The organism is Fictibacillus phosphorivorans, assembly GCF_007673525.1.
In the GTDB taxonomy this organism is placed as follows: domain Bacteria; phylum Bacillota; class Bacilli; order Bacillales; family Fictibacillaceae; genus Fictibacillus; species Fictibacillus phosphorivorans_C.
On the sequence record NZ_VDZU01000001.1, the window covers coordinates 1,162,599 to 1,184,142 of the forward strand.

Consider the following 21,544-nt stretch of genomic DNA (forward strand, 5'->3'; position numbering starts at 1 on the left):
CGAAGTGAGAATTGGCATCATCGGTGCGATGGACGAAGAAATCGTTTATATGAAAGAGGCACTGGATATCTATGGGGAAAGTGTTTTTGCTCAAAATAAATTTTATGAAGGCACACATCATAACAAAGAGGTCGTTTTATGTAAGTCTGGGGTTGGGAAAGTAAATGCAGCGATTACCACACAGATTCTTATTGATCGCTTCCAAGTCACTCATGTTCTTTTCACAGGAGTAGCAGGTGCGCTTGATCCTGAACTAGAAGTAGGAGATATTGTTATCTCGTCGAGTGCGATGCAGCATGATATGGATGCGTCTGCATTGAGCCCTGATTTTCCAAAAGGAACGATTCCGATGTTTGCGTTTGATTCTGAATTTAGAGCAGATGCCGAGCTAGTAAAACTGGCAGAAACAGCAGCAGAACGATTACAAGGACCGAAAGTGAAGATCGGCAAAGTACTTAGCGGTGATCAGTTTATCGCTGATCGAGAACTGGTTGAAGTCTATTCAGCTCTTTTCAACGGAACTTGTATCGAAATGGAAGGATCAGCAGTGGCACAGGCTTCATTCTTAAATGAAGTACCATTCGTGATCATTCGTTCGATCTCTGATAAAGCAAACGGTGAAGCACCCGCTAGCTTTGCAGAATTCACAGCATTAGCTGCACGCCGTTCGTCAGATATGGTAGAAACGATTATAGAATCATTATAGAAAATGTTTTTTGGAGAACTGACCCCTTCAATGGAGGGGTCAGTTTTTTTGGTTGTGGGTCATGGGTTTGTCGAAAAGTGGTTAAAAATTTTTATCAGTGAAATTAATTTAAATTACCGTGAAATTAATTCTGTTTACCGTGGATATATTTTCGATTACCGTGAAATTATGAACATGCACATTAGAAAATATGGCTTGAAAGTATAAAGAAAGAGGACTAAACGATATAGTCCTCTTTTTCTATGAACTCTTTTTAATGGAATATAAGCTTTTTTCCAAGGTTGCTCTGTTTTTGGATGTAATCTCATCTTTTCTTGGAATGGGTTTATAGATTCCGGATTCATCTTCCCATGTAGGAGGAAGAGGATGCTTCGCTTCGCTTGTCCAACGCTTTAGCCAGTTCTCTGCGATCTGTCCGGAAGGTGCTTGATTGTTCATCACACACCATAAATAAGACCACGCACGAGGAACGACACGCCAAATATCATATCCGCCACCGCCTGTTGCAATCCAGCGGCCGCCACAATATTTTTCTGCGACTTTCTTTGCGATCCTTGGAATTTCCGTATAGGTTTTCATTGTTACAGATAAATGTGTTAAAGGATCATAATAATGAGCATCAACACCGTTTTGCGTAATGATGACATCCGGTTTAAAGAAATCTGCAACTTCCCACAAGCTTTTTTCATAGCACTCTAAGAAGGATTCATCTTCTGTAAAGGCATCAACAGGAACATTAAAGGAAAAGCCATACCCTTTTCCAGCTCCTTTTTCATGGATGGATCCTGTTCCAGGAAATAAGTAGCGTCCGGTTTCGTGGATGGAAAGTGTACAAACATCTGGATCATCATAAAAAGCCCATTGTACACCATCACCATGATGAGCATCTGTGTCGACATATAAAACACGTGCATTGTATTTTCGTTTCATATATTCAATTGCAATTGAGCTGTCATTGTAGATACAGAACCCAGAAGCTTTTCCTCTAAAACCGTGATGCAGTCCTCCGCAAAGGCTAAGAGCATGCTTGGACTTTCCTTCCATGACATAATCAACAGCAGTCAGCGTGGCACCAACGATCCAACTGCTTGCTTCATGCATGTTAGGGAAAATAGGTGTATCTTCTGTACCTAGTCCATAGTTGAGAGCGATCTCCCGATTAAGCTGTCCTCTTCCGGCTTGTTTTACAGCTTCTACATATCCTGAATCATGAATCAACATGATCTCTTCATCTGTTGCTTGTCTGGGCTTGATGATCTGATCGTCATCCAAACAACCTGAATCTCTTAACAACTCATAAGCAAGCTGAACTCTAAGCTGATTGAAAGGATGAGAGTCACTGAACTTGTATCCTAAAAGATCTGGTGAATAAACAAAAACGGAATCATTTTTCATCGCGTTCACCGGGAACAGGTGGCCACTTCACTTCATAGCCGTTATCAATCAAGTGTTCGATGACAGGAAGCGGGTTCATCGTTCCAACTCGAAATACGATAATCTTTTCTCGCTCATTATGAGAAGGATAGACAAGCACAGAGCTGATGTTCAAGTGGAAATCTTTCAAGACACTTGCTACCTTAGCCAGTTCTCCAGCTTCGTTCGGTACGGCAACCTCTAGATGAGACCCAGGCTGATGGGTGCCAGTTAAAAGGATGAAAGCATGCAGCATCTCTCGTTCGGTTACAAGACCGACTAACTTTGTCTCTTCAAGTACAGGAATACAGCTCACATTGTGTTCATAAAAAATCGTTGAAAGTTCTTCTGCAATGTCAAAAGGATGAGCTGAAAAGATGGCTTGTTTCATGATGCTTGAAACAGGCTTCTCAAAATCTTCTGGATGCTCGTTCTGGTGAAAAATAGATGGACTGGCATCCTTCACTTCGCGATCTGTAACAAGTCCCAGTAAATCTCCGTTGTTATCAATGACAGGCAAGTTTCTAACGTCTTTCTCAAGCATTAACTGAATGGCTGTACCGATCGTTTCGTTTTCATGAATCGTTACAACATTCTTCTGCATCATATTTTGAACGATCATATCGTAACACTCCCATTTGATTTCTCTCTATTCTACTGATTAGATTAGTACATAAAACGATTCTTAAAACGCAGCCGGTCGAACCGCTGAATTGTGTCTAAGTCGATTCTTTTTCCGATGCGGACCATTAAACAATTGGCTGGGTGCGAACTGATCTCAGGATCATCTGTTGCCATATACTCTAGGTCACCTGCGTTCATCATCTTTTCCATGACTTTTCGGTAATCCCAAACCGATAGTTTTGTCCCTTTTAAGTCCCAGTGCCAATAGTATTCTGTTGTGATAATAATATAATCTTCCATGGCATCATCCATCATGGATACTTTTAATAGTGTTTTACCAACTTTAAAGTTGCGATAATCAGGTATGACTTCAATCGCACCTAATTCTAGTAGATTTTCCATGTTTCCTTCAGACCATCGTTCTAGTGGATCTGGATAGACGTATGTAACATAACCGATAACGGTATCCTTATTTCTAGCGATAATGATTCTTCCTTCGGCAAGTCTAGCGATTTCAGTAACAGCTTTCTTTTGCTCTTGAGCTGGTCTGAATGCTTTTAGATCTTCATGAAAATAAAGACCCTCTAACGTTTCAGCTGATACAGGCCCTTCTACCGTAATGGTTCCATGACTCGTCTTTAGTGCTACACAGTTGTATGTTTTCGTATGTTTCATTTTTACACCACCTAGGTTGGTTTCCAACTTCTATTATACATCATAAATCATCGTTGTAAGGGTTTACACGACCGTTTTTATAGATAGTTCTAATAAGTTAAAAAATTTAGATAATATGATATAATTAAAGAGATATTCAAAAGGGAAGGGAGATTTAGCAATGAAACTGGAAGCGCTTCCGATTATAAAAGGTGATTTTAATCTACAAGATTATGAGGCTACATACGGAGCATTTGATTGGAAAGACATTGAAAAAGAATTCTCCTGGCACAAAACAGGACGAGTCAATATGGCATATGAAGCTATAGACCGTCATGCAGCATCCCATCGTAAAAACAAAGTAGCTCTCTACTTTTCAGATCAAAAAAGAGATGAGAAGTATACGTTTAAAGACATGAAAGAGATGTCTAACAAAGCAGGTAATATGTTACGCCAAATAGGTGTTGAAAAAGGAGATCGCGTCTTCATCTTCATGCCACGTTCACCGGAACTTTACTTTACGTTTCTTGGAGCAATCAAGCTTGGAGCGATTGTTGGTCCATTGTTTGAGGCATTCATGGAGGGAGCAGTAAGAGATAGACTTGAAGATAGTGAGGCTAAAGTGCTTGTAACTACGCCAGCCCTTTTAGAGCGTGTCCCAGTCGATCAACTTCCGAAATTGAAGAATGTTATTTTGGTAGGAGAAGATGTTAAAGAAGAGGGACCGTATGTAAGTTATTTTGATCGTATGAAAAAAGCATCAAAAGATTTAGATATTGAATGGGTTGATCGAGAAGACGGATTGATCCTTCACTATACATCCGGATCGACGGGTAAACCAAAAGGTGTGCTTCATGTTCATAATGCGATGCTTCAGCATTTCCAAACTTCAAAATGGGTACTAGATCTAAAAGAAGAGGATGTGTACTGGTGCACGGCAGATCCCGGCTGGGTGACAGGGACTTCTTATGGCATATTCGGGCCATGGTTGAACGGCACGTCAAGTGTCATTCGTGGTGGACGTTTCTCACCTGAAGATTGGTATGGTACGATTGAAAATTATGGTGTAACGGTCTGGTACAGTGCTCCAACCGCTTTTCGTATGTTGATGGGTGCTGGAGACGAAGTGGTAAAGAAATTTGATATGTCTTCGCTTCGACATATTTTAAGTGTAGGTGAACCTCTAAACCCTGAGGTTGTTAGATGGGGAATGAAGGTGTTTAACTTGCGTATACATGACAACTGGTGGATGACGGAAACAGGTGGACAGCTGATCAGTAACTATCCAGCGATGGAGATTAAACCTGGATCGATGGGGAAACCGTTCCCAGGAATTGAGGCAGCGATTATTGACGACCAAGACAACATCTTACCTCCGTATCGAATGGGCAACCTCGCCATCAAAAAGGGATGGCCGTCCATGATGCGTGCGATCTGGAACAACCCAGAAAAATATGATTCATACTTCACGTCAGGTGGCTGGTATGTTTCCGGAGATTCTGCTTACATGGACGAAGATGGGTACTTCTGGTTCCAAGGCCGAATTGATGATGTTATCATGACGTCCGGGGAACGAGTAGGGCCGTTTGAAGTAGAAAGTAAGCTCGTCGAACACCCTGCTGTTGCAGAAGCAGGTGTAATAGGAAAACCCGATCCTGTTCGAGGAGAGATTATTAAAGCGTTCATCGCCCTTCGATCTGGCTATGAAGCAAGTGATGAGCTGATTGAGGAAATTCGTAGTTTTGTAAAAGCAGGACTTGCTGCACATGCAGCACCGCGTGAAATTGAATTCCGTGATAAGCTTCCGAAGACAAGAAGCGGTAAGATTATGCGACGTGTTCTTAAAGCGTGGGAGCTTGATTTACCGACAGGTGATCTTTCTACGATGGAAGATTAATAACGATGAAAAACCCTCGAATATCAATTCGAGGGTTTTTTCTTATTATTGTTTTGAGTTGTGGCTGGAGGCGGATCGCCTGTGCCAGGATCTGCAGGTTCAGTTGGTGGCGGCGGTGGATCTTGTGGCTCATCAGGCTTACCTCCGTCTCCATCTGTTGGTGGAGTAGGTGGTGCAGCTGGTGGTTTCTTTTCGCCGACTTGAACTTTTGTTTGTGCAGGAGATTCCTTACCTGCAATATCCACTGCTGTAACATAAACGACTCCAGCAGGTACTTTTGCAGAAGTCTTATCAGCAGTTACAGAGCCGATCTTCTTAAATGATGTACCATCCGAAGAGTGATAGATGCGGTAACCAATTACATCGTTCTCTCCATGAGACGCCCATGAGAGCACGCCATCTGACATTTTTGCGCCTGCAACAGCGGCAGGAACTTTGCCGTTCTCTTTTAACTCTTTTTCAGGAACAATGTTGTTCAATAGATTCGTTGTATTCGTTAATTTATTTAGTGCTTCTAATCCAAGTTCGCGCAGGAATTCTTCCTTAATTAAAACACCGTCTTTCGTGAACTCTTGTGGTGTAGATGGAAGTGCCTTATACTTCGCATCACCTACAAGCACATAACGACCTTTTGTGAGAGTGTCGTCCACTTCGTTAGGTGTGAACTTAGCATTAAACAGATCAGTCGTAACGAGTCCAGCACTTCGGCATAGATCAGAAGGCAGCTTACCAGATATACCACAGATTTCACGACGAACGATTCCTGAAGGCATTGCGAATTGTTTTTCAGGATCCACGAGTTGTGGTGAATTTTTATAAGCAGCATTTATGAGTTGTGCCCAGATCGTCTGATTTCTTTGTCCCGTGTTACCTGCTAGGTCAGCTGGGGTATCATAACCGATCCAAACACCAAACGTAACGTTAGGATTGGATGCTACAAACCAAGAGTCTTTATCAGCATTTGTAGTTCCTGTCTTACCAGCCCAATCCGATTGGAAAGCTAGTTTGCGAGGAACACCAGAAGCTGTTCCTGAAGACAGAACATCTCTCATCATGTCAATTAATAGATAAGATGTTTGTGCACTATAAACGGGTTTTGCTTCACTCTTATGTTGGTAGATGACTTCACCATCATTAGACTCTAAACGTTCAATCATGTATGCATCAACAAAGTTTCCTCCGTTTGCAAATGTAGAGAATGCATTAACGTTCTCTTCGACAGTGATTCCCACATCCAAGGCACCTAACGCCATTGCATTTTGTGTGCGATCACCCTTTGTAAGGCTGGTTACACCCATCTGCATCAGCTTCTCGGTTGCTTTCATATGATCGACACGCTGATAAGATTTAATAGCTGGTATATTTCTCGATTTTTTTAATGAATGTCGAACCGAAACGAGACCATCAAAATCCATATCATAGTTATTTGGCTTCCATGTTCCTAATGCGATCGGCGTATCAGGAACGATTGATCCTGGTTGAACTTTACCTGTTTCTAAAGCGTAGGAATAAGCAAGCAATGGTTTCATTGTTGATCCGTTTTGACGAGGAGCTCTCATCGCATGGTTGGTTTGCTCGCGGTTAAAATCACGTCCGCCAACAAAGCTGATGATCTTTCCTGTCTTGTTTTCTATAAGTGTTGCACCGACTTCTTCAGGCTCTGGCTTATCGAGTTTGATTCTTTGTCCTCTACTGTTATACACGTATTGGTTAGCAGGGCCGAATAAATTATCATTTTTTACTACCTGTTGCATATCGTCGTATATTTTTTGATCTATGGTTGTGAAAATTTTAATTCCCTTTTGTCTAACTTGAGTACGTGCATTATCCTCATACTCTTTGAGTTCCTCAGGGCTTAAATCGCTTAGTTTCTTTCCATCTTTTTCAGCATTCAATTTTGTTAGTAATTCTACTGTACGTCTTTGAATTTCAACTGTTAAGTATGGATATCTTTCAAAGGAAGACTGTTTTTTGGTTGTAAGATTCTTCTTAATATCATATTTCATAGCTTCATCATATTCAGCTTGTGTAATGGAACCGGCAGATAACATGCGGCTAAGAACAGTTTGCATACGCTTTATTCCAGCAGTCATGTCTTCCTTTTGCTCTCCACCTTTATTAAAAGGGGTATAAACGAAAGGGTTCTTTGGAAGTCCAGATAGATAAGCGGATTGAGCTAGGTTTAGTTTGGATGCAGGTACTCCAAAAACACCTTCCGCAGCGGCTTGTATTCCAGCAACATTTCGACCGGAAGAATTTCTTCCGTAAGGTACGATGTTTAAGTAAGCTTCTAGAATCTCATCCTTCTTAAGTACTTTTTCAAGTCTCATCGCTAGTAAGATTTCTTTAGCTTTTCGATCAAAAGATACTTCATTCGTTAGAATTTGATTTTTGATGAGCTGTTGAGTGAGTGTACTACCTCCTGTAACAACAGATGCACCAGAAAACTCTTGGAACATGGCGCGGAAGATGGCTTTCGGCACAACACCTTCATGTTCATAAAAATATTGATCCTCTGTTGATATAACGGCTTTTAACACATAAGGAGAAACTTCTTTTAAACTGATCTCTTGTCTATCCAGATCAGATTGAAGCTTCCCTAGGTACGTTTTGTTAGCAAAATAAGCCGTACTCGTTTCTTCATAATTATAAATATCTTCTTTCATAGAAGTGTGTGCTCGTACAGGTTCGTCTTTTACGAGTGAAGCGAAGAAACCAGCTCCAACACCTGCTGCAAAAACACCTCCGAGGATAAGTAGTACAGTTACGATCAAGAACATGTTCCATGTGACGTTATATGTAATTCGTGCTGTTCGTATAATTCCTTTTTCCTTCAAAAAGTGGACAAATTTCTCCCAGTTTTGCTTTAATTCATCAAAACGAGACATCATTTGGTAATCCCTCCCCCTCGTGTATTATAACATAAGGTCGATTTATGATAGAACACCGTTTTTGGAGATGAAGATTGACATGAAATTCATCTGTGTGGTAAAAATAAATGAAGATTATTATATGTTGAAAGCGAAGATAGGAATGAGTAGTAGGTGTCTCCCTGTTTCAGAAAGCTGGTGGTTGATGCGAACCAGTGCAAAGGCATGCTGTGAATTACCTCCTGGAGCTGTCTCTGTGAACGTTAAGTAGCAGAGAACGGATAAAACCGTTACGAAATGAAGTGAAAAGCCATTATTGTGGCTTTTAATTAGGGTGGTACCGCGAGATTGTCATCACGTCCCTTTCCAACTGGAGAGGGACTTTTTTTATTGTCATTAAACATCATTAAATTACGGAAGGAAGATAGAAATGAATATTCTACAAGATTTAGAATTTAGAGGTCTTCTTAATCAAGTAACAGATCAAGAGGGACTACAAAAAGAACTTGAAAAAGGAATCGTAAAGCTTTATTGCGGATTCGATCCAACTGCAGACAGTCTTCACATCGGAAACCTGTTACCGATCCTTACACTCAAACGATTCCAAGAAGCGGGACACCAGCCGTTTGCACTAGTTGGCGGTGGAACAGGTTTGATTGGGGACCCAAGTGGTAGACAAACGGAAAGAACATTGAACGAAGCAGAGATTGTTGTTCAATGGACAGACAAGATTAAAAATCAGCTATCTAGACTGCTTGATTTTGAAAGAGATACGAACCCTGCAAAAACAGTGAATAACTATGAGTGGTTAAGTCAACTTACGATGATTGAGTTTCTTCGTGATGTAGGAAAGAATTTCTCAGTTAACTACATGCTTGCCAAAGATTCCGTTGACTCTCGTTTAGAAGCTGGAATCTCGTTTACTGAGTTCTCATACATGATCTTACAGTCGTATGATTTTCTTAATCTTTTCCAAAAAGAAAATGTAAAACTTCAAATCGGCGGAAGTGACCAGTGGGGGAATATTACAGCTGGTATGGAATTGATCCGTCGCTCCGGTGAGGAAGAGAAAGCATTCGGACTAACGATTCCGCTAATCACCAAAGCAGATGGTACGAAGTTTGGTAAAACAGCATCAGGAACGATCTGGCTAGATGCAGAAAAAACGACTCCATACGAGTTCTACCAGTTCTGGGTGAACGCAGCAGATGCGGATGTAATCAACTGGCTTAAATACTTTACGTTCTTATCTAAAGAAGAAATTGAAGTTTTGGAAAAATCATTAGCGGAAGCACCAGAAAAACGCGAAGCACAAAAAGCATTAGGTCGAGAAGTAACAACGCTTGTTCACGGAGAAGCAGCTTACAAACAAGCGGTAAAGATTACAGAAGCACTTTTCAGTGGAAATCTCTCAGACTTAACGGCTGCTGAGATCGAACAAGGGTTCAAGGATGTTCCTTCGTTCAACGCAACTAATACGGAAGACTTAAACATTGTAGACCTTCTTGTTGATGCGAAGATTTCTCCATCTAAAAGACAGGCTAGAGAAGATGTAACGAATGGAGCTGTATCAATCAATGGCGAAAAGGTTCAAGATACGGCCTATATGATTGGTGAGAACGACCGTATCGAGAACAAGTTTGTAATCATCCGACGCGGTAAGAAAAAGTATACGTTGATCAGGTATTAAAAAAGAGTAGGAACCCTGTTGAAACGGGGTTCCTCTCAAACTTTATTAAGGGGTGTGTTTGTTTTGAAAAAAATTCAATTAGCAGAAGACCTTCAATTTTCACAGATTGTTCATGGTCATTGGCGTTTAACAGAATGGAATCTCTCACCTGAAGAGCTTCTTTCACTTATGGAACGGTGTATAGAAGCGGGAATTACAACGTTTGATCATGCTGATATTTATGGTAATTACATGTGTGAAGAGCTGTTTGGACAAGCACTTGCTCTCAAACCATCCTTGAGACAAGAAATTCAGATCGTGACGAAGTGTGGCATTAAACTCATTTCTGAAAATCGTCCTGAGCATACGATAAAATCCTATGATACGAGTAAAAAACATATTATCGCATCTGCAGAAAATTCATTGCAAAAAATGAATACAGATTATGTAGATGTTTTGTTGATTCATCGCCCAGATCCGTTTATGGACCCTGCTGAAACAGCAGAAGCATTTCACACCTTGAGAAAAGAAGGAAAAGTTAAGCATTTTGGAGTTTCTAATTTTACGCCTAAGCAAATGGAAATGCTGCAAAATGAGTACAATGGTCCGCTTGTAACGAACCAGATCGAATTATCTGTTCTTCATGAACAACCGTTCTTTGACGGTACGATCAACCACCTTCAAAAAGAAAAAGTAAGACCGATGGCATGGTCTCCTCTTGCTGGTGGAAGATTGTTTAAAGGTGAAGGTGATAAAGCAGTACGCGTGAAAAAGGCATTAGAAAAAGTGGCTAGTGAAACAGAAGCCGCTTCCATTGATGAAGTCGCTTATGCGTGGCTGTTAAAGCATCCTTCACAGATTATGCCGATCGTAGGAAGCGGAAAAATGAATCGTATTGAATCAGCTGTAAATGCAGCAAACTTACCATTAACACGCGAGCAATGGTTCTATATTTTACAAGAAAGTATGGGGAAAGAAGTAGACTGATTCATACTTGAAAATCATCCATAAACAAGCAAAAATCCATGCAGCATGCTGTGTGGATTTTTTATTATATCCATAGAACATTTCATTAGTAATTAGTTCCTTAGTAGTATAATATTAGAAATAAATACTAGAAGATGGGGATGCAACAATGATTACATTAAGCAAAAACAGCTCTACAAAAAGCTCGCAAGTATTGAATGAAAGTGCTGTACTAGCAGCGATCGATCGATCTGTAGCCATGATTGAATTTGACCCACATGGAAAAGTGCTATGGGCTAATAAAAATTTTGCCACAACGATGGAATACCATGTTGATGAGATGCCATCATTAATCCATAAACAATTTTGCACAGAAGATTTCTTGAGAAGTGGAGAATATGATCGGTTTTGGAAAAGCTTAAGAGATGGTAAAACTTTTCAAGAAAAGATTCAACGTGTTACAAAATCAAAACGGCTTATCTGGCTAGAAGCCACGTATACACCAATTTTAGACGAAAATCATAAAGTGACAGCTGTGGTGAAAATCGCTACAGATATTACGAATAGAGAAAATAATACGATCACGGTTGCATCTAACCTTCAACAAATGTCTCTAGAGTTGCTTACACGCGCAGAAGAAGGATTAAAGAAAAGTAATGAGATCTCTATATCTACTGAAAAACTTGTATCTGAGTCTCAACAAAATTTATTGATTCTAGAATCTTTGAAAAAACAAGCTACTTCTATTGAGGATATCGTTAAGACGATACGTGAGATTGCAGCACAAACGAATTTGTTAGCTCTAAACGCAGCGATAGAAGCTGCAAGAGCTGGTGATCATGGAAGAGGATTTAATGTTGTAGCGGTTGAAGTTAGAAAGCTCGCTAATCGCGTGCAAGATTCTATTCAAGAAGTGAATGCACATATTTCAGGAATTACAGGTGAGATCAACAAAATCAATGACGTGACTCACCGATCACAAGAAGGAATAACAAATAACAAGAAATTGATTGAACAAGCGATGCAAGAGTTCTTAGGTATTGAAAATTCTGCTCGACAATTAGAGTCACAAGCAAGTAGGTTTAAAGAACTTTTATAGAATAAGAAAAACCCCTAATGCCTTTAACAAGGTGTTAGGGGTTTCTTTACTCAGATTAACGAGAGTAGAATTCAACGATAAGTTGTTCTGTGATCTCAGCAGGAAGTTCAGAACGCTCTGGTAAGCGAGTGAAAGTACCTTCCAATTTGTTTTCATCAAACGTTAAGAAGTCAGGTACGAAGTTGTTAACTTCAATTGCTTCTTTAATAGCAGATGAGTTGCGAGATTTTTCACGAACACCGATTACATCGCCAGCAGATAGACGGTAAGAAGCGATATCAACACGCTTGCCGTTTACTGTGATGTGACCGTGGTTTACTAATTGACGAGCTGCACGACGCGTACGAGCAAGACCAAGACGGTAAACTACGTTGTCTAGACGAGATTCTAAAAGAATCATGAAGTTTTCACCGTGGATACCAGTCATTTTACCAGCATCATCAAAAATGCGGCGGAATTGACGCTCGTTTACACCGTACATGTAACGAAGCTTTTGCTTCTCTTGTAATTGTAAACCGTATTCAGAGATTTTTTTACGTTGAGTTGGACCATGTTGTCCTGGTGCGTATGGACGCTTAGAAAGTTCTTTCCCAGTTCCGCTTAGAGAAATTCCAAGACGACGAGAAACTTTCCATGTTGAACCTGTATATCGAGCCATTATTGACTCCTCCTTCACATGTTTGTTTGTGTTAAAACAACAACAGTGACTATGGCCTTTTCACGAGCATATTTTGTATGAAAAACATCTTCACTTCAGCAGCCTATGAAGCTACGCGATGTTCCCGGATTAATGAAAACCTGGGTACAAAATAAAAACTAATGATGGACACAGTGCCGCTTATTTTACACAAAGAATAGTATAAGCTTTTTTGCTAATCGATGTCAACCTTACTGCCATATTCATAAAACATTTTTTAGGACAAATTGTAAAAGTAGTAAAATTCATATATGATATGAATAAGAAAGCGCTTACATTTTATATTGCCTTCAAAGGAGAAGTAAAAATGGATACAAAACGCTTTGAAACAGATGTGATTCATAAGGGGTATAACGCAGAACAGCATAATGGAAGTTTAGCTCCTCCTATTTTTCAAACTTCAACTTTTGTTTTTGATAGCGCGGAAACGGGTGCTGCACGATTTGCAGGAGAGCAGGAAGGTTATATCTATTCAAGACTTAGCAATCCGACGGTTGCAATGTTAGAAGAGCGGATTGCAGCGATGGAAAAAGGGGAAAAAGGTTTAGCGTTTGGTTCTGGTATGGCTGCAGTTTCAGCCATTCTGCTAGGGTTAACGAAAACCGGTGATCATATTCTCTGTTCAGAAGGAGTATATGGGTGTACCTTTGGCTTGCTACAACTTATGGAAGAAAAATATCATATTAAACATAATTTTCATCCGATGAACGATGAGGAATCGATACGTTCAGCGATCAACGATCATACTACGGTCATCTATATAGAATCTCCGATAAATCCTACCATGAAACTTGTTGATCTAAGTATGGTAGCAAGAATCGCAAAAGAATTTAATATTCCAGTTGTTGTTGATAATACATTTTCATCTCCTTACCTACAGCGTCCACTCGAATTAGGGTGCGATATTGTTTTGCACAGTGCCACGAAATATCTATGTGGTCATGGAGATGTAATCGGAGGTCTAGCGGTCGGTAGGCAAGAAATGATGAGTCACCTTGCAATGACTACTCAAAAGGATATTGGAGGGGTCATGTCTCCTTTTGATGCTTGGCTGCTTTTAAGAGGAATCAAGACACTGCCTGTACGAATGGACCGTCATTGTGAGAATGCAAAGAAACTTGCAGACTTGTTAAAGAAACATCCTGCCGTAAATCGAGTATTGTATCCGGGTGATCCGGACTTCCCTCAATATGAGCTTGCAAACACTCAAATGATGAACGCTGGGGGTCTTATCAGCTTTGAGATAAGAGGAGGTAAAGTGGTCGCCCAAAAGTTTATGAACCATTTAAGACTCATTAAAATCGCCGTTAGTCTTGGTGATGCTGAAACACTCATCCAACATCCTGCTACAATGACACATGCTGTCGTACCTGAGGAGAATCGACTTCAGATGGGCATCACTGATCAGCTTCTGCGCTTATCGGTTGGCTTAGAAGCATGGGAAGATATTTGGGATGACATAAAACAAAGTTTAGATTCACTATAAAAAAGAGTCCTGCGCTAATGACTGCGCAGGACTTCTTTATTTAGGTAACAGAATCTAGAGATAACGAAGTAAAACCTCACAGAACTTTTCTAAGTTCTCTTGATCCACCTCATCGAATCGTGCTTTTTCGGGACTATCAATATCCAGAACTCCTAGAAGTTTGCCGTCTTTCACTAACGGAACTACGATCTCTGATTGAGAAGCGGCATCACAAGCGATATGCCCAGGGAACTCATGAACATCTTTTACAACTAACGTTTCTTGATTTTGAGCGGACGTTCCGCAGACTCCTCTTCCAAGAGGAATTCTTACACAAGCTGGAAGCCCTTGAAAGGGTCCAAGAACTAATTGGTTCGTCTCTTCTTCAAGCGTATAAAAACCAACCCAGTTTACTCTGTCTAAAAATTGATTCAAAAGAGCAGATGCGTTTGCAAGGTTAGCAGTCGCGTTTGTCTCGCCTTCTAGTAGAGCAGAAAGTTGTTTCAACAGAAGAGAATAAGCTTCATTTCTGTCTGTGCTATATTGCTGAACGGAAAACATCAAGATTCCTCCAAACCTGATAAATTGTTTACTCTATCCTATCAAATAATGTTGAACTATACACCCATAAGCCCTTATTTGTCGAGCGATTATTAAAGGTTTATGTCTCTCGCCCAAGAATTTTATACAAGAGGGAAGGACGGTGGGAGAAAATGAAGACAAATCCGATGGAAACGAAACTGAAAATAGCAGAGGCAGCGATTGCTCTTTTTACAAGCCAAGGGTTTAAAGGAACGACCGTGAGACAGATAGCCAAAAAAGCTGGTGTGAACATCGCTTTAATTTCGTACCATTTTGGAGGAAAGAAAGGTCTTCTAGAAGAGTTGATCACCTCATTTTTTGAAGGGTATATCAGAAGGATTGAAATCATATATCATACATCGAGCTCTCCCACGGTTAAGGGAAGTTTTATTGAGATAGTAGAAGCATTGTTGATCTATCAACAGAGAAACCTTCCTCTTGCACGTTTTGTCTATCGTGAGATGACACTGGATTCAACGTTGGTCCGGGAACTCATGTCTACTTACTTAGTTAAGGAAAAGTACTTTTTGCAAACTCTGTTTGAAAAAGGGATGAAGAAAAAAGAATTCAGAAGGCAGCCAATCGACTTTTTGACCATTCAGTTCAAAGATATGATGATGCTTCCATTTTTACATCCTCTTTATTTAGCTGAGGTGTATCAGATTAGTGCTGAAACAGAAACGTTCATACAGCCTTATAAGAAGTGGATGATGAACTGGTTTGATAAATGTGTTTGTATACCAGAAAGAAAAAATCCCCTGCTGTCTGCTGTTCAAAAGCCTTTATTTGGCTCTATTCAGGAGAAGTGGGGAAGTTAATGTTGCTGTTGATACTAACTGATCCAATCCTTGACCGAGTCCCTTAGCACTGTGGGCATCAGACCCATAGACAAGAGGGATTTTTCTTTTTTGTGCTTCTTTTATGATCCAGTTAGAAGGATATGGTTCCAAACAATATGGCTTAACAGCACCTGCTCCGTTATAATCCAAATACATGTTACGTTCAGACATTGCTGTTAAAATCTCTTCTGCTTCTTTTTCATAACTAAAATCTGGGGGGAAAAGTTTCTGAAATTTAGTTGCTAATGTCATGTGTCCAATCCTTCTTGGCTGATGATCTCCAAATGAATGACTGATCGATTTTTTTACGGTTTGAAAGTATAGTGAGTAGACTGCAGAAAGGCTGCCGGATTGCTCGATCAAATCTCTAAATACGTTCTCATCATAATCCATGCAGAAGTAATGGTCTTGAACCTTTAAGAAATGAACAGAGAGAATGGCATCATCGAGTTCAGGCCAAACCTCTTTCAGAAACGTATTCGTCTCCTCTTCATAGCCCTCAATAAAATCGACTTCTAAACCAGTAAATATCTCAATTTTATTTTTATAAAACTTCTTAACTTCTCTCAAAGTGTCGAAGTATTTTCCTAATTGTTCATGTTTCATACTGCTGTCCTTCGTGGGAGCAGCATCAATAAATGAATGAGGCAACGGGGCATGCTCTGTAAAAGTAATACCTTTCAAACCTAAAGAGATAGCTCTTTCGATATACATTTCAAAAGTGTCTGAAGACCCATGGGGACAAAAAGGCGTGTGGATATGTCCATCATAGTACATCTTTCTTACTCCTCCTTTCGACAAAATCTTCATTAAATTGGAAAAAAATTATCAGATTATGCAATTTTTTTGCGTCAAATGTTTGTTTACATGTTATCATAAAAGCATTAAACTGCAATTTTATAGAATAAAACTAAATTAGATCGGTAAAGCGATTTAAACATACGAATACATAATATAGACAATATAGAAATTTGAACAGATAGAAAGGGTGCCTCTGATGATATACATAGTCATTGCCATCGTTACATTCCTAGCATTGATCCTGTACGGTGCCATGTCACGCCGAAGAGTGTATAAAGAAATTGACCGACTTGAAGCATGGAAGATGCAAATTATGAATCGCCCATTAACAGAAGAAATCTCAAAAGTTAAGGGTATGGCGATGATTGGTGAAACGGAAGAGAAATTTGAAATGTGGCGTCAAGAATGGGATGAGATGGTAACGACTCAACTTCCTAATTTAGAAGAAGACTTATTCGATGCTGAGGAATATACAGACAAGTATCGTTTCAAAAAAGCTAAATCTATTTTAGCTGGTGTTAGTCAATCTTTAGAAAAGATCGATTTGAGAATTAAAGAGATTACTTCCGAAATCAATGAGTTAGTTACGAGTGAGGAGCTAAATCGGGAAGAGATTGTGGAAGCGAAAGAAAAGCTTCAAGAAACAAAAAAGTACTATTTAACTCATATCCGTGCACTTGGCCAGACTGCTCCAATCTTTGATAAGGAACTCGACGAGATAAAAGCTTTGATTGAAACGTTTGAATCATTAACTGTACAAGGAAGCCATCTAGAAGCTAGACAAAGACTTGTTGAGAGTTTAAACCGTATTTCTGATTGTAAAACGAAGATGCAGGGAGTTCCTGAACTTCTTGTGATCCTTCAATCTGATATTCCTAATTCATTAAAAGAGTTAAGTGTCGGTTTTACAGAGATGGAACAACAAGGTTATGTTCTTCATCATATTGGCATTGAAAAAGAGATCAGCTCTTTAAAAGATCTTAACGATCAAGCGCTGAACAAAGTACTTGAACTTGAGCTTGAAAGTGCTCAAAAAGATATGGATGAAACGGTACAGAAGATGGATCAGCTCTATGAAATGCTTGAGAACGAAGTACATTCTAAGCAATTTGTAATAAGTGAAAGAGAAGTCTTTTTCTCAAATATTCAAGATTTACATGATAGAATTGAGAATTTAAAGCAAGAGACCCAAATCGTTTCTTCTACTTACTTGATCGAACAAAATGAAGCAGAGATGCAAAAGAAGATTGAAAAATTGTTTCACAAACTACAAAGCCGGTTCTTGATCATCGAAGATTCAATTGACGAAAAAAGAGAATCATATTCTGTTATTCGCGAGATGATGGAAGAGATGCAAAAGCAGATGGAAGAACTGCAGCGTTCTCAGAAAGTTTATGAAGAAATGCTTCATAACTTAAGAAAAGATGAACTTGAAACGAAACAGAGCTTAAGAGGACTCCGTAAGAAACTTCTTGAAGCGAGAAGGATGGTACAAAAAAGCAACCTTCCTGGATTGCCGGAACATTACTTGATCACAATCGGGAAAGCGGAAGAATATATCATTGAAGTTTCTAAAAAGCTGGATGAGAAACCTCTAGAAATGTCAGATGTCTCTTATGTACTAAACAAAGCGCATGAAGCAGTAAATGAAGGCTACGAAGAAACGTCTAAGATGATCGAGAATGCTTTCTTAGCTGAAAAGCTCATACAGTACGGAAATAGGTTCAGAAGTTCTTATCAATCTGTATCCGTGCGACTGATTGAAGCAGAGATCGCTTTTCGAAATTATCAGTATGAAGATGCTCTTGAGATTGCAGCTTCTGCGATTGAAAGTGTTAGACCAGGAATCCTTAAAGAGATGGAAATTAATTTAAAGTCACATGTATAAAAACTGCAGGGATTCAATTCCTGCAGTTTTTTTGCTGTAAAATAAAGATTTTAATCGGTTAACAAAAAATAGGAGATAAGTGGAGATGTGCACGATAGCTAAATTATGGTATGATAATGAAATGTGTGTTTTAGAACGGTTTGGAATGGATAATTGGAGGATTCAACAATGATTTATTTGGATAATAGTGCAACAACAAAGCCATATAAGGAAGTTCTGGATACGTTCGTAACGGTGTCAGAAAAGTATTTTGCCAATCCATCTTCCCTTCATTCAAAAGGAGGAGAAGCTGAGAAATTACTTGGTCAGGCTAGAAAGTCAATTGCTCAGTTACTGGAGGTAGCACCATCTGAAGTGGTTTTTACCTCTGGTGGTACAGAAGGCAACAATATAGCGATCAAAGGGATTGCATTTCAACATCAAAATCGAGGTAAACACCTTATAACATCTTCTGTTGAGCATGCATCGAGTCATGAATCCTTTCAATATCTTGAATCACAAGGTTTCGAAATAACGTATCTTCCAGTGGATCATGACGGGTTGATTTCATTAGAAGACCTTGAACGTTCGATTCGACCGGATACGATACTTGTTTCACTTATTCATGTCAATAATGAAACGGGAACGATACAACCTATTCAAGAGATAGGTAAGATTTTGAAAGAGCACCCGAAGATTTTTTTCCATGTCGACAATGTTCAAGGTGTCGGTAAGGTTGACCTTCCACTTAAAGAGTGTGGGATCGATCTGTGCACAATATCTGCACATAAAATTCACGGTCTAAAAGGAAATGGAATTCTTTTTGTGAAGAACGGTGTGAGTATCTCTTCTTTGTTCACTGGTGGTGAACAAGAATTAAAGAAAAGAGCTGGTACTGAAAACGTTGCAGGTATTGTAGCTATGGCAAAAGCGTTAAGGATGATTCTTCAAGAGAGTAAGGAAAAGAATGAAAATTTATTAGAGATTAAGCAGTTCTTAATTGAAGAGTTACGTTCCATAGATGGAATAGACATTAATACTCCTATAAATTGCTCAGCTCCTCACATTATTAATTTTTCAGTGAAGGGCATTAAACCAGAAGTGCTGATTCATTCTCTTGATAAAAGAGATGTGTATGTATCTACTCGTTCTGCGTGTTCATCAAAACAAGGTGGAGCAAGCCGTATTTTACTTGAGATGGGGTTAGGAGAAAATCGTGCTTCAACGGCTATTCGGTTGAGTACTTCATACGGAAACACATTGAAAGAAGCAGAACGGTCTTTAAAGGTATTAAAAGAAGAACTAATAAATATTAAGAAGGTAATGAGGTAATGAAGATGATTTATGACCATTTAGTCGTGCGTTATGGTGAATTATCACTAAAAGGAAAAAACAGAAGGCATTTCGAATCACAGCTTTTTGAAACTGTAAAACGAAAAATGCGTCCATTTCAGAATCTGAACATGGCAAAACATTTTGACCGAATTGTTATTGAATTAAACGGACAATCTTACGAGCCTATCGTCAAATCACTACAAGATATTTTCGGCATCCACTCGATCAGCTTAGCTGTTAGAGCTGAAAACGATTTAGAAGCTATTCAGAAAGCAGCTTTAATCGCTCTTAATGAAGCGATTGAAGGAAAAAAGACGTTTAAAGTTACAGGTAAGCGCTCTTTAAAATCTTTCCCTGTCAATTCCATGCAGCTTAACCAAGAAGTTGGAGGATACCTTTTAAGAAATACAGAAGGCTTAACCGTTGATGTTCATAATCCAGATGTAAATGTCAAAGTGGAAGTTAAAGATACAGGAACTTACATTAGCTCAAAATCATTTGAGGGAGCTGGCGGTCTGCCGATCGGTGTTGGAGGTAAAGCGATGCTTATGCTTTCAGGTGGTATCGACAGTCCAGTAGCAGGATATTTGACGATGAAGCGTGGCGTTCGTATTGAAGGTGTTCATTTCCATAGTCCGCCTTTTACAAGTGAACGAGCAAAGCAAAAAGTGGTTGATCTAACGCAAGAGCTCACTCGCTATAGCGGAGGAAAGATCAAGCTTCATGTTGTACCTTTTACAAAAATCCAACAAACGATCAAAGATAAGATTCCATCTAGTTATAGCATGACGATCATGAGAAGAGTAATGCTGAGAATCACTGAGCGATTAGCGGAAAACAACCATGCGATGGCTATCGCAAACGGAGAGAACCTCGGCCAAGTTGCAAGTCAAACGATGCATAGCATGTATGCGATCAATGAAGTAACAAACATGCCTATACTTCGTCCTGTTATCACAATGGATAAGCTAGAGATCATGAATTTGTCGCATAAAATTGGAACATACGAAATTTCAATTCGTCCTTATGAAGATTGCTGTACGATTTTCTTGCCATCTGCACCAAAGACTAAGCCGAAGCGTGAGAAAGCGATTCGGTACGAGAAAAATATTGAAAACCTTGAAGAGTTGATTGAAGAAGCGGTTAATAACGTTGAGACGCTGATTCTTGAAGAAGGGAAATCAACGGACGAAAGCTTTGATGATTTGCTTTAGAGGTAATTTTTATAGCTTAATTTGTTAGCCCATGTAAGCAGTTGATTTCCGTTACAGATGCTCGCTTTCCGCGGGGCAGGCGGTGAGCCACATTCGTACGTTTTACGTATAAGTGTCTCACCTGACCGCTTGTCCCGCAGGAGTCTCGCATCTTCCACTTCAATCAACTTGTCAATGAAGAGAAAAGAAATGACCAGAAAGTAAAAGCATTAACACCTTAACCGTTAGCGGCGGTGATTCAGGCATGTTTTCAGTTTAAAATATTAACAAGAAAAGACCCAGGTGAAAAAGTCTGCACATTGTGTAGGCTTTTTTCCGTTTCAAGAGCTGTTGCTGTTACATTTTGATTGTCTCTTCTTGGCAAGTTGATTGGAGTGTAAGATTGCCGACTCCTATCGGACGAGCGGTCTGGTGGAGACTGCTAATCTAATGGTGCAATGCGGAAGGAGGCTCACCGTTCGGACAATGAAAAGCGAGCAAGTGTGAGTAGAAATCAACTGCTTTCAATAGCCTTCTTCTTAATTAATATTCGAAATGGCAACACACACAACAATTTCCAAGAATTGAATCGGCCATTTAGACACACATTATTAGTACAAAGGAGGTGAAACAACATGGCAAACCAAAACCAATTAGTAGTACCAGGTGCACAACAAGCTGTAGACCAAATGAAGTATGAAATCGCTTCTGAATTCGGTGTAAACCTTGGACCAGATTCAACTGCACGTGCTAACGGATCTGTAGGTGGAGAAATCACTAAGCGTCTAGTAGCTCAAGCTCTAGGTGGATACTCTAAATAAATAGTAATGGCTAACGGAGCGGGTTGTCCCCGCTCCTTTTATTTTT

At 39.6% G+C, this 21,544-nt stretch carries 18 protein-coding genes and 1 other annotated feature; of the genes, 11 read left to right on the plus strand and 7 right to left on the minus strand.

What is annotated here, in order from left to right:
* Positions 1-4: 4 nt before the first annotated feature.
* Complete coding sequence (locus FS458_RS05580; RefSeq protein WP_144698581.1) at positions 5-706, plus strand: 5'-methylthioadenosine/adenosylhomocysteine nucleosidase; 702 nt, start codon at positions 5-7, stop codon at positions 704-706.
* Between the two features lie 240 nt (positions 707-946).
* On the opposite strand, the gene FS458_RS05585 is transcribed toward FS458_RS05580, so the two are convergent.
* The 3 genes from FS458_RS05585 to FS458_RS05595 are packed head-to-tail and all read right to left on the minus strand — an operon-like array spanning position 947 to position 3,418.
* Complete coding sequence (locus tag FS458_RS05585) at positions 947-2,101, minus strand: acetoin utilization protein AcuC (protein ID WP_144698583.1); 1,155 nt, start codon at positions 2,099-2,101, stop codon at positions 947-949.
* Positions 2,091-2,741, minus strand: a complete 651-nt coding sequence (locus tag FS458_RS05590) for an acetoin utilization AcuB family protein (protein ID WP_144698585.1) — start codon at positions 2,739-2,741, stop codon at positions 2,091-2,093. Before FS458_RS05590 ends, FS458_RS05585 begins: the two co-directional genes overlap by 11 nt.
* A 44-nt stretch (positions 2,742-2,785) precedes the next feature.
* Positions 2,786-3,418 (minus strand): GNAT family N-acetyltransferase, encoded by a 633-nt coding sequence (locus tag FS458_RS05595; protein ID WP_144698587.1) that lies wholly within the window; start codon positions 3,416-3,418, stop codon positions 2,786-2,788.
* 160 nt (positions 3,419-3,578) lie between these two features.
* On the opposite strand from FS458_RS05595, the gene acsA reads away from it, so the two are divergent.
* On the plus strand, positions 3,579-5,294 hold the full coding sequence (acsA, locus tag FS458_RS05600; protein ID WP_144698588.1) for an acetate--CoA ligase: 1,716 nt from the start codon (positions 3,579-3,581) through the stop codon (positions 5,292-5,294).
* A gap of 23 nt (positions 5,295-5,317) precedes the next feature.
* Here the strand turns inward: acsA and FS458_RS05605 are convergent, their stop codons facing one another.
* The gene (locus tag FS458_RS05605) at positions 5,318-8,182 is read right to left on the minus strand and encodes a transglycosylase domain-containing protein (RefSeq protein ID WP_391503404.1); all 2,865 of its coding nucleotides are present in this window, start codon (positions 8,180-8,182) and stop codon (positions 5,318-5,320) included.
* A 127-nt stretch (positions 8,183-8,309) separates the two neighbouring features.
* Positions 8,310-8,531 (plus strand) — a binding site (T-box leader).
* Positions 8,532-8,594: 63 nt separating this feature from the next.
* Here FS458_RS05605 and tyrS point away from each other — a divergent pair.
* The 3 genes from tyrS (at position 8,595) to FS458_RS21170 (ending at position 11,898) form a co-directional block, all read left to right on the plus strand.
* Positions 8,595-9,854, plus strand: coding sequence for a tyrosine--tRNA ligase (gene tyrS / locus FS458_RS05610; RefSeq protein WP_144698592.1), 1,260 nt, complete (start codon positions 8,595-8,597; stop codon positions 9,852-9,854).
* Positions 9,855-9,917: 63 nt separating this feature from the next.
* Positions 9,918-10,820 carry an aldo/keto reductase gene (locus tag FS458_RS05615; RefSeq protein ID WP_144698594.1) on the plus strand — a complete coding sequence of 301 codons (903 nt, stop codon included), beginning with the start codon at positions 9,918-9,920 and terminating at the stop codon, positions 10,818-10,820.
* 148 nt (positions 10,821-10,968) lie between these two features.
* A complete protein-coding gene (locus FS458_RS21170) occupies positions 10,969-11,898 on the plus strand; it encodes a methyl-accepting chemotaxis protein (protein ID WP_144698596.1) in 930 nt (309 codons plus the stop codon).
* A gap of 55 nt (positions 11,899-11,953) precedes the next feature.
* Here the strand turns inward: FS458_RS21170 and rpsD are convergent, their stop codons facing one another.
* On the minus strand, positions 11,954-12,556 hold the full coding sequence (rpsD, locus tag FS458_RS05625; protein WP_137788639.1) for a 30S ribosomal protein S4: 603 nt from the start codon (positions 12,554-12,556) through the stop codon (positions 11,954-11,956).
* 346 nt (positions 12,557-12,902) lie between these two features.
* Between rpsD and megL the strand changes: the two genes are divergently transcribed.
* Complete coding sequence (gene megL, locus FS458_RS05630) at positions 12,903-14,081, plus strand: methionine gamma-lyase (protein ID WP_144698598.1); 1,179 nt, start codon at positions 12,903-12,905, stop codon at positions 14,079-14,081.
* Positions 14,082-14,135: 54 nt separating this feature from the next.
* On the opposite strand, the gene FS458_RS05635 is transcribed toward megL, so the two are convergent.
* Positions 14,136-14,621 carry a GAF domain-containing protein gene (locus tag FS458_RS05635; RefSeq protein WP_144698600.1) on the minus strand — a complete coding sequence of 162 codons (486 nt, stop codon included), beginning with the start codon at positions 14,619-14,621 and terminating at the stop codon, positions 14,136-14,138.
* Between the two features lie 152 nt (positions 14,622-14,773).
* Here FS458_RS05635 and refZ point away from each other — a divergent pair, with 152 nt between their 5' ends.
* Positions 14,774-15,460 (plus strand): forespore capture DNA-binding protein RefZ, encoded by a 687-nt coding sequence (refZ, locus tag FS458_RS05640; protein WP_260858471.1) that lies wholly within the window; start codon positions 14,774-14,776, stop codon positions 15,458-15,460.
* Here the strand turns inward: refZ and hisJ are convergent.
* Positions 15,425-16,258 (minus strand): histidinol-phosphatase HisJ, encoded by an 834-nt coding sequence (hisJ, locus tag FS458_RS05645; protein WP_144698602.1) that lies wholly within the window; start codon positions 16,256-16,258, stop codon positions 15,425-15,427. The two genes, refZ and hisJ, sit on opposite strands and share 36 nt — an antisense overlap.
* Before the next feature lie 220 nt (positions 16,259-16,478).
* Between hisJ and ezrA the strand changes: the two genes are divergently transcribed.
* From ezrA to FS458_RS05665, 4 genes are all read left to right on the plus strand, one after another.
* Positions 16,479-18,170: a septation ring formation regulator EzrA gene (gene ezrA / locus FS458_RS05650; RefSeq protein ID WP_144698604.1), complete on the plus strand. Its 1,692-nt coding sequence runs from the start codon at positions 16,479-16,481 to the stop codon at positions 18,168-18,170.
* A 168-nt stretch (positions 18,171-18,338) separates the two neighbouring features.
* The gene (locus FS458_RS05655; protein WP_144698606.1) at positions 18,339-19,481 is read left to right on the plus strand and encodes a cysteine desulfurase family protein; all 1,143 of its coding nucleotides are present in this window, start codon (positions 18,339-18,341) and stop codon (positions 19,479-19,481) included.
* A gap of 5 nt (positions 19,482-19,486) precedes the next feature.
* Entirely contained in the window at positions 19,487-20,698 is a 1,212-nt protein-coding gene (gene thiI, locus FS458_RS05660) for a tRNA uracil 4-sulfurtransferase ThiI (protein WP_144703318.1), read from the plus strand.
* Between the two features lie 614 nt (positions 20,699-21,312).
* Complete coding sequence (locus tag FS458_RS05665) at positions 21,313-21,498, plus strand: alpha/beta-type small acid-soluble spore protein (RefSeq protein ID WP_066396835.1); 186 nt, start codon at positions 21,313-21,315, stop codon at positions 21,496-21,498.
* Positions 21,499-21,544 lie beyond the last annotated feature (46 nt).

Coding starts and splice junctions, on each gene's coding strand:
- refZ (WP_260858471.1), top strand. CDS start 14,774: ATGAAGACAAATCCGATGGAAACGAAACTGAAAATAGCAGAGGCAGCG.
- FS458_RS05595 (WP_144698587.1), bottom strand. CDS start 3,418: ATGAAACATACGAAAACATACAACTGTGTAGCACTAAAGACGAGTCAT.
- FS458_RS05605 (WP_391503404.1), bottom strand. CDS start 8,182: ATGTCTCGTTTTGATGAATTAAAGCAAAACTGGGAGAAATTTGTCCAC.
- FS458_RS05590 (WP_144698585.1), bottom strand. CDS start 2,741: ATGATCGTTCAAAATATGATGCAGAAGAATGTTGTAACGATTCATGAA.
- hisJ (WP_144698602.1), bottom strand. CDS start 16,258: ATGTACTATGATGGACATATCCACACGCCTTTTTGTCCCCATGGGTCT.
- FS458_RS05665 (WP_066396835.1), top strand. CDS start 21,313: ATGGCAAACCAAAACCAATTAGTAGTACCAGGTGCACAACAAGCTGTA.
- FS458_RS05635 (WP_144698600.1), bottom strand. CDS start 14,621: ATGTTTTCCGTTCAGCAATATAGCACAGACAGAAATGAAGCTTATTCT.
- thiI (WP_144703318.1), top strand. CDS start 19,487: ATGATTTATGACCATTTAGTCGTGCGTTATGGTGAATTATCACTAAAA.
- ezrA (WP_144698604.1), top strand. CDS start 16,479: ATGATATACATAGTCATTGCCATCGTTACATTCCTAGCATTGATCCTG.
- FS458_RS05655 (WP_144698606.1), top strand. CDS start 18,339: ATGATTTATTTGGATAATAGTGCAACAACAAAGCCATATAAGGAAGTT.
- FS458_RS05585 (WP_144698583.1), bottom strand. CDS start 2,101: ATGAAAAATGATTCCGTTTTTGTTTATTCACCAGATCTTTTAGGATAC.
- tyrS (WP_144698592.1), top strand. CDS start 8,595: ATGAATATTCTACAAGATTTAGAATTTAGAGGTCTTCTTAATCAAGTA.
- megL (WP_144698598.1), top strand. CDS start 12,903: ATGGATACAAAACGCTTTGAAACAGATGTGATTCATAAGGGGTATAAC.
- acsA (WP_144698588.1), top strand. CDS start 3,579: ATGAAACTGGAAGCGCTTCCGATTATAAAAGGTGATTTTAATCTACAA.
- rpsD (WP_137788639.1), bottom strand. CDS start 12,556: ATGGCTCGATATACAGGTTCAACATGGAAAGTTTCTCGTCGTCTTGGA.
- FS458_RS21170 (WP_144698596.1), top strand. CDS start 10,969: ATGATTACATTAAGCAAAAACAGCTCTACAAAAAGCTCGCAAGTATTG.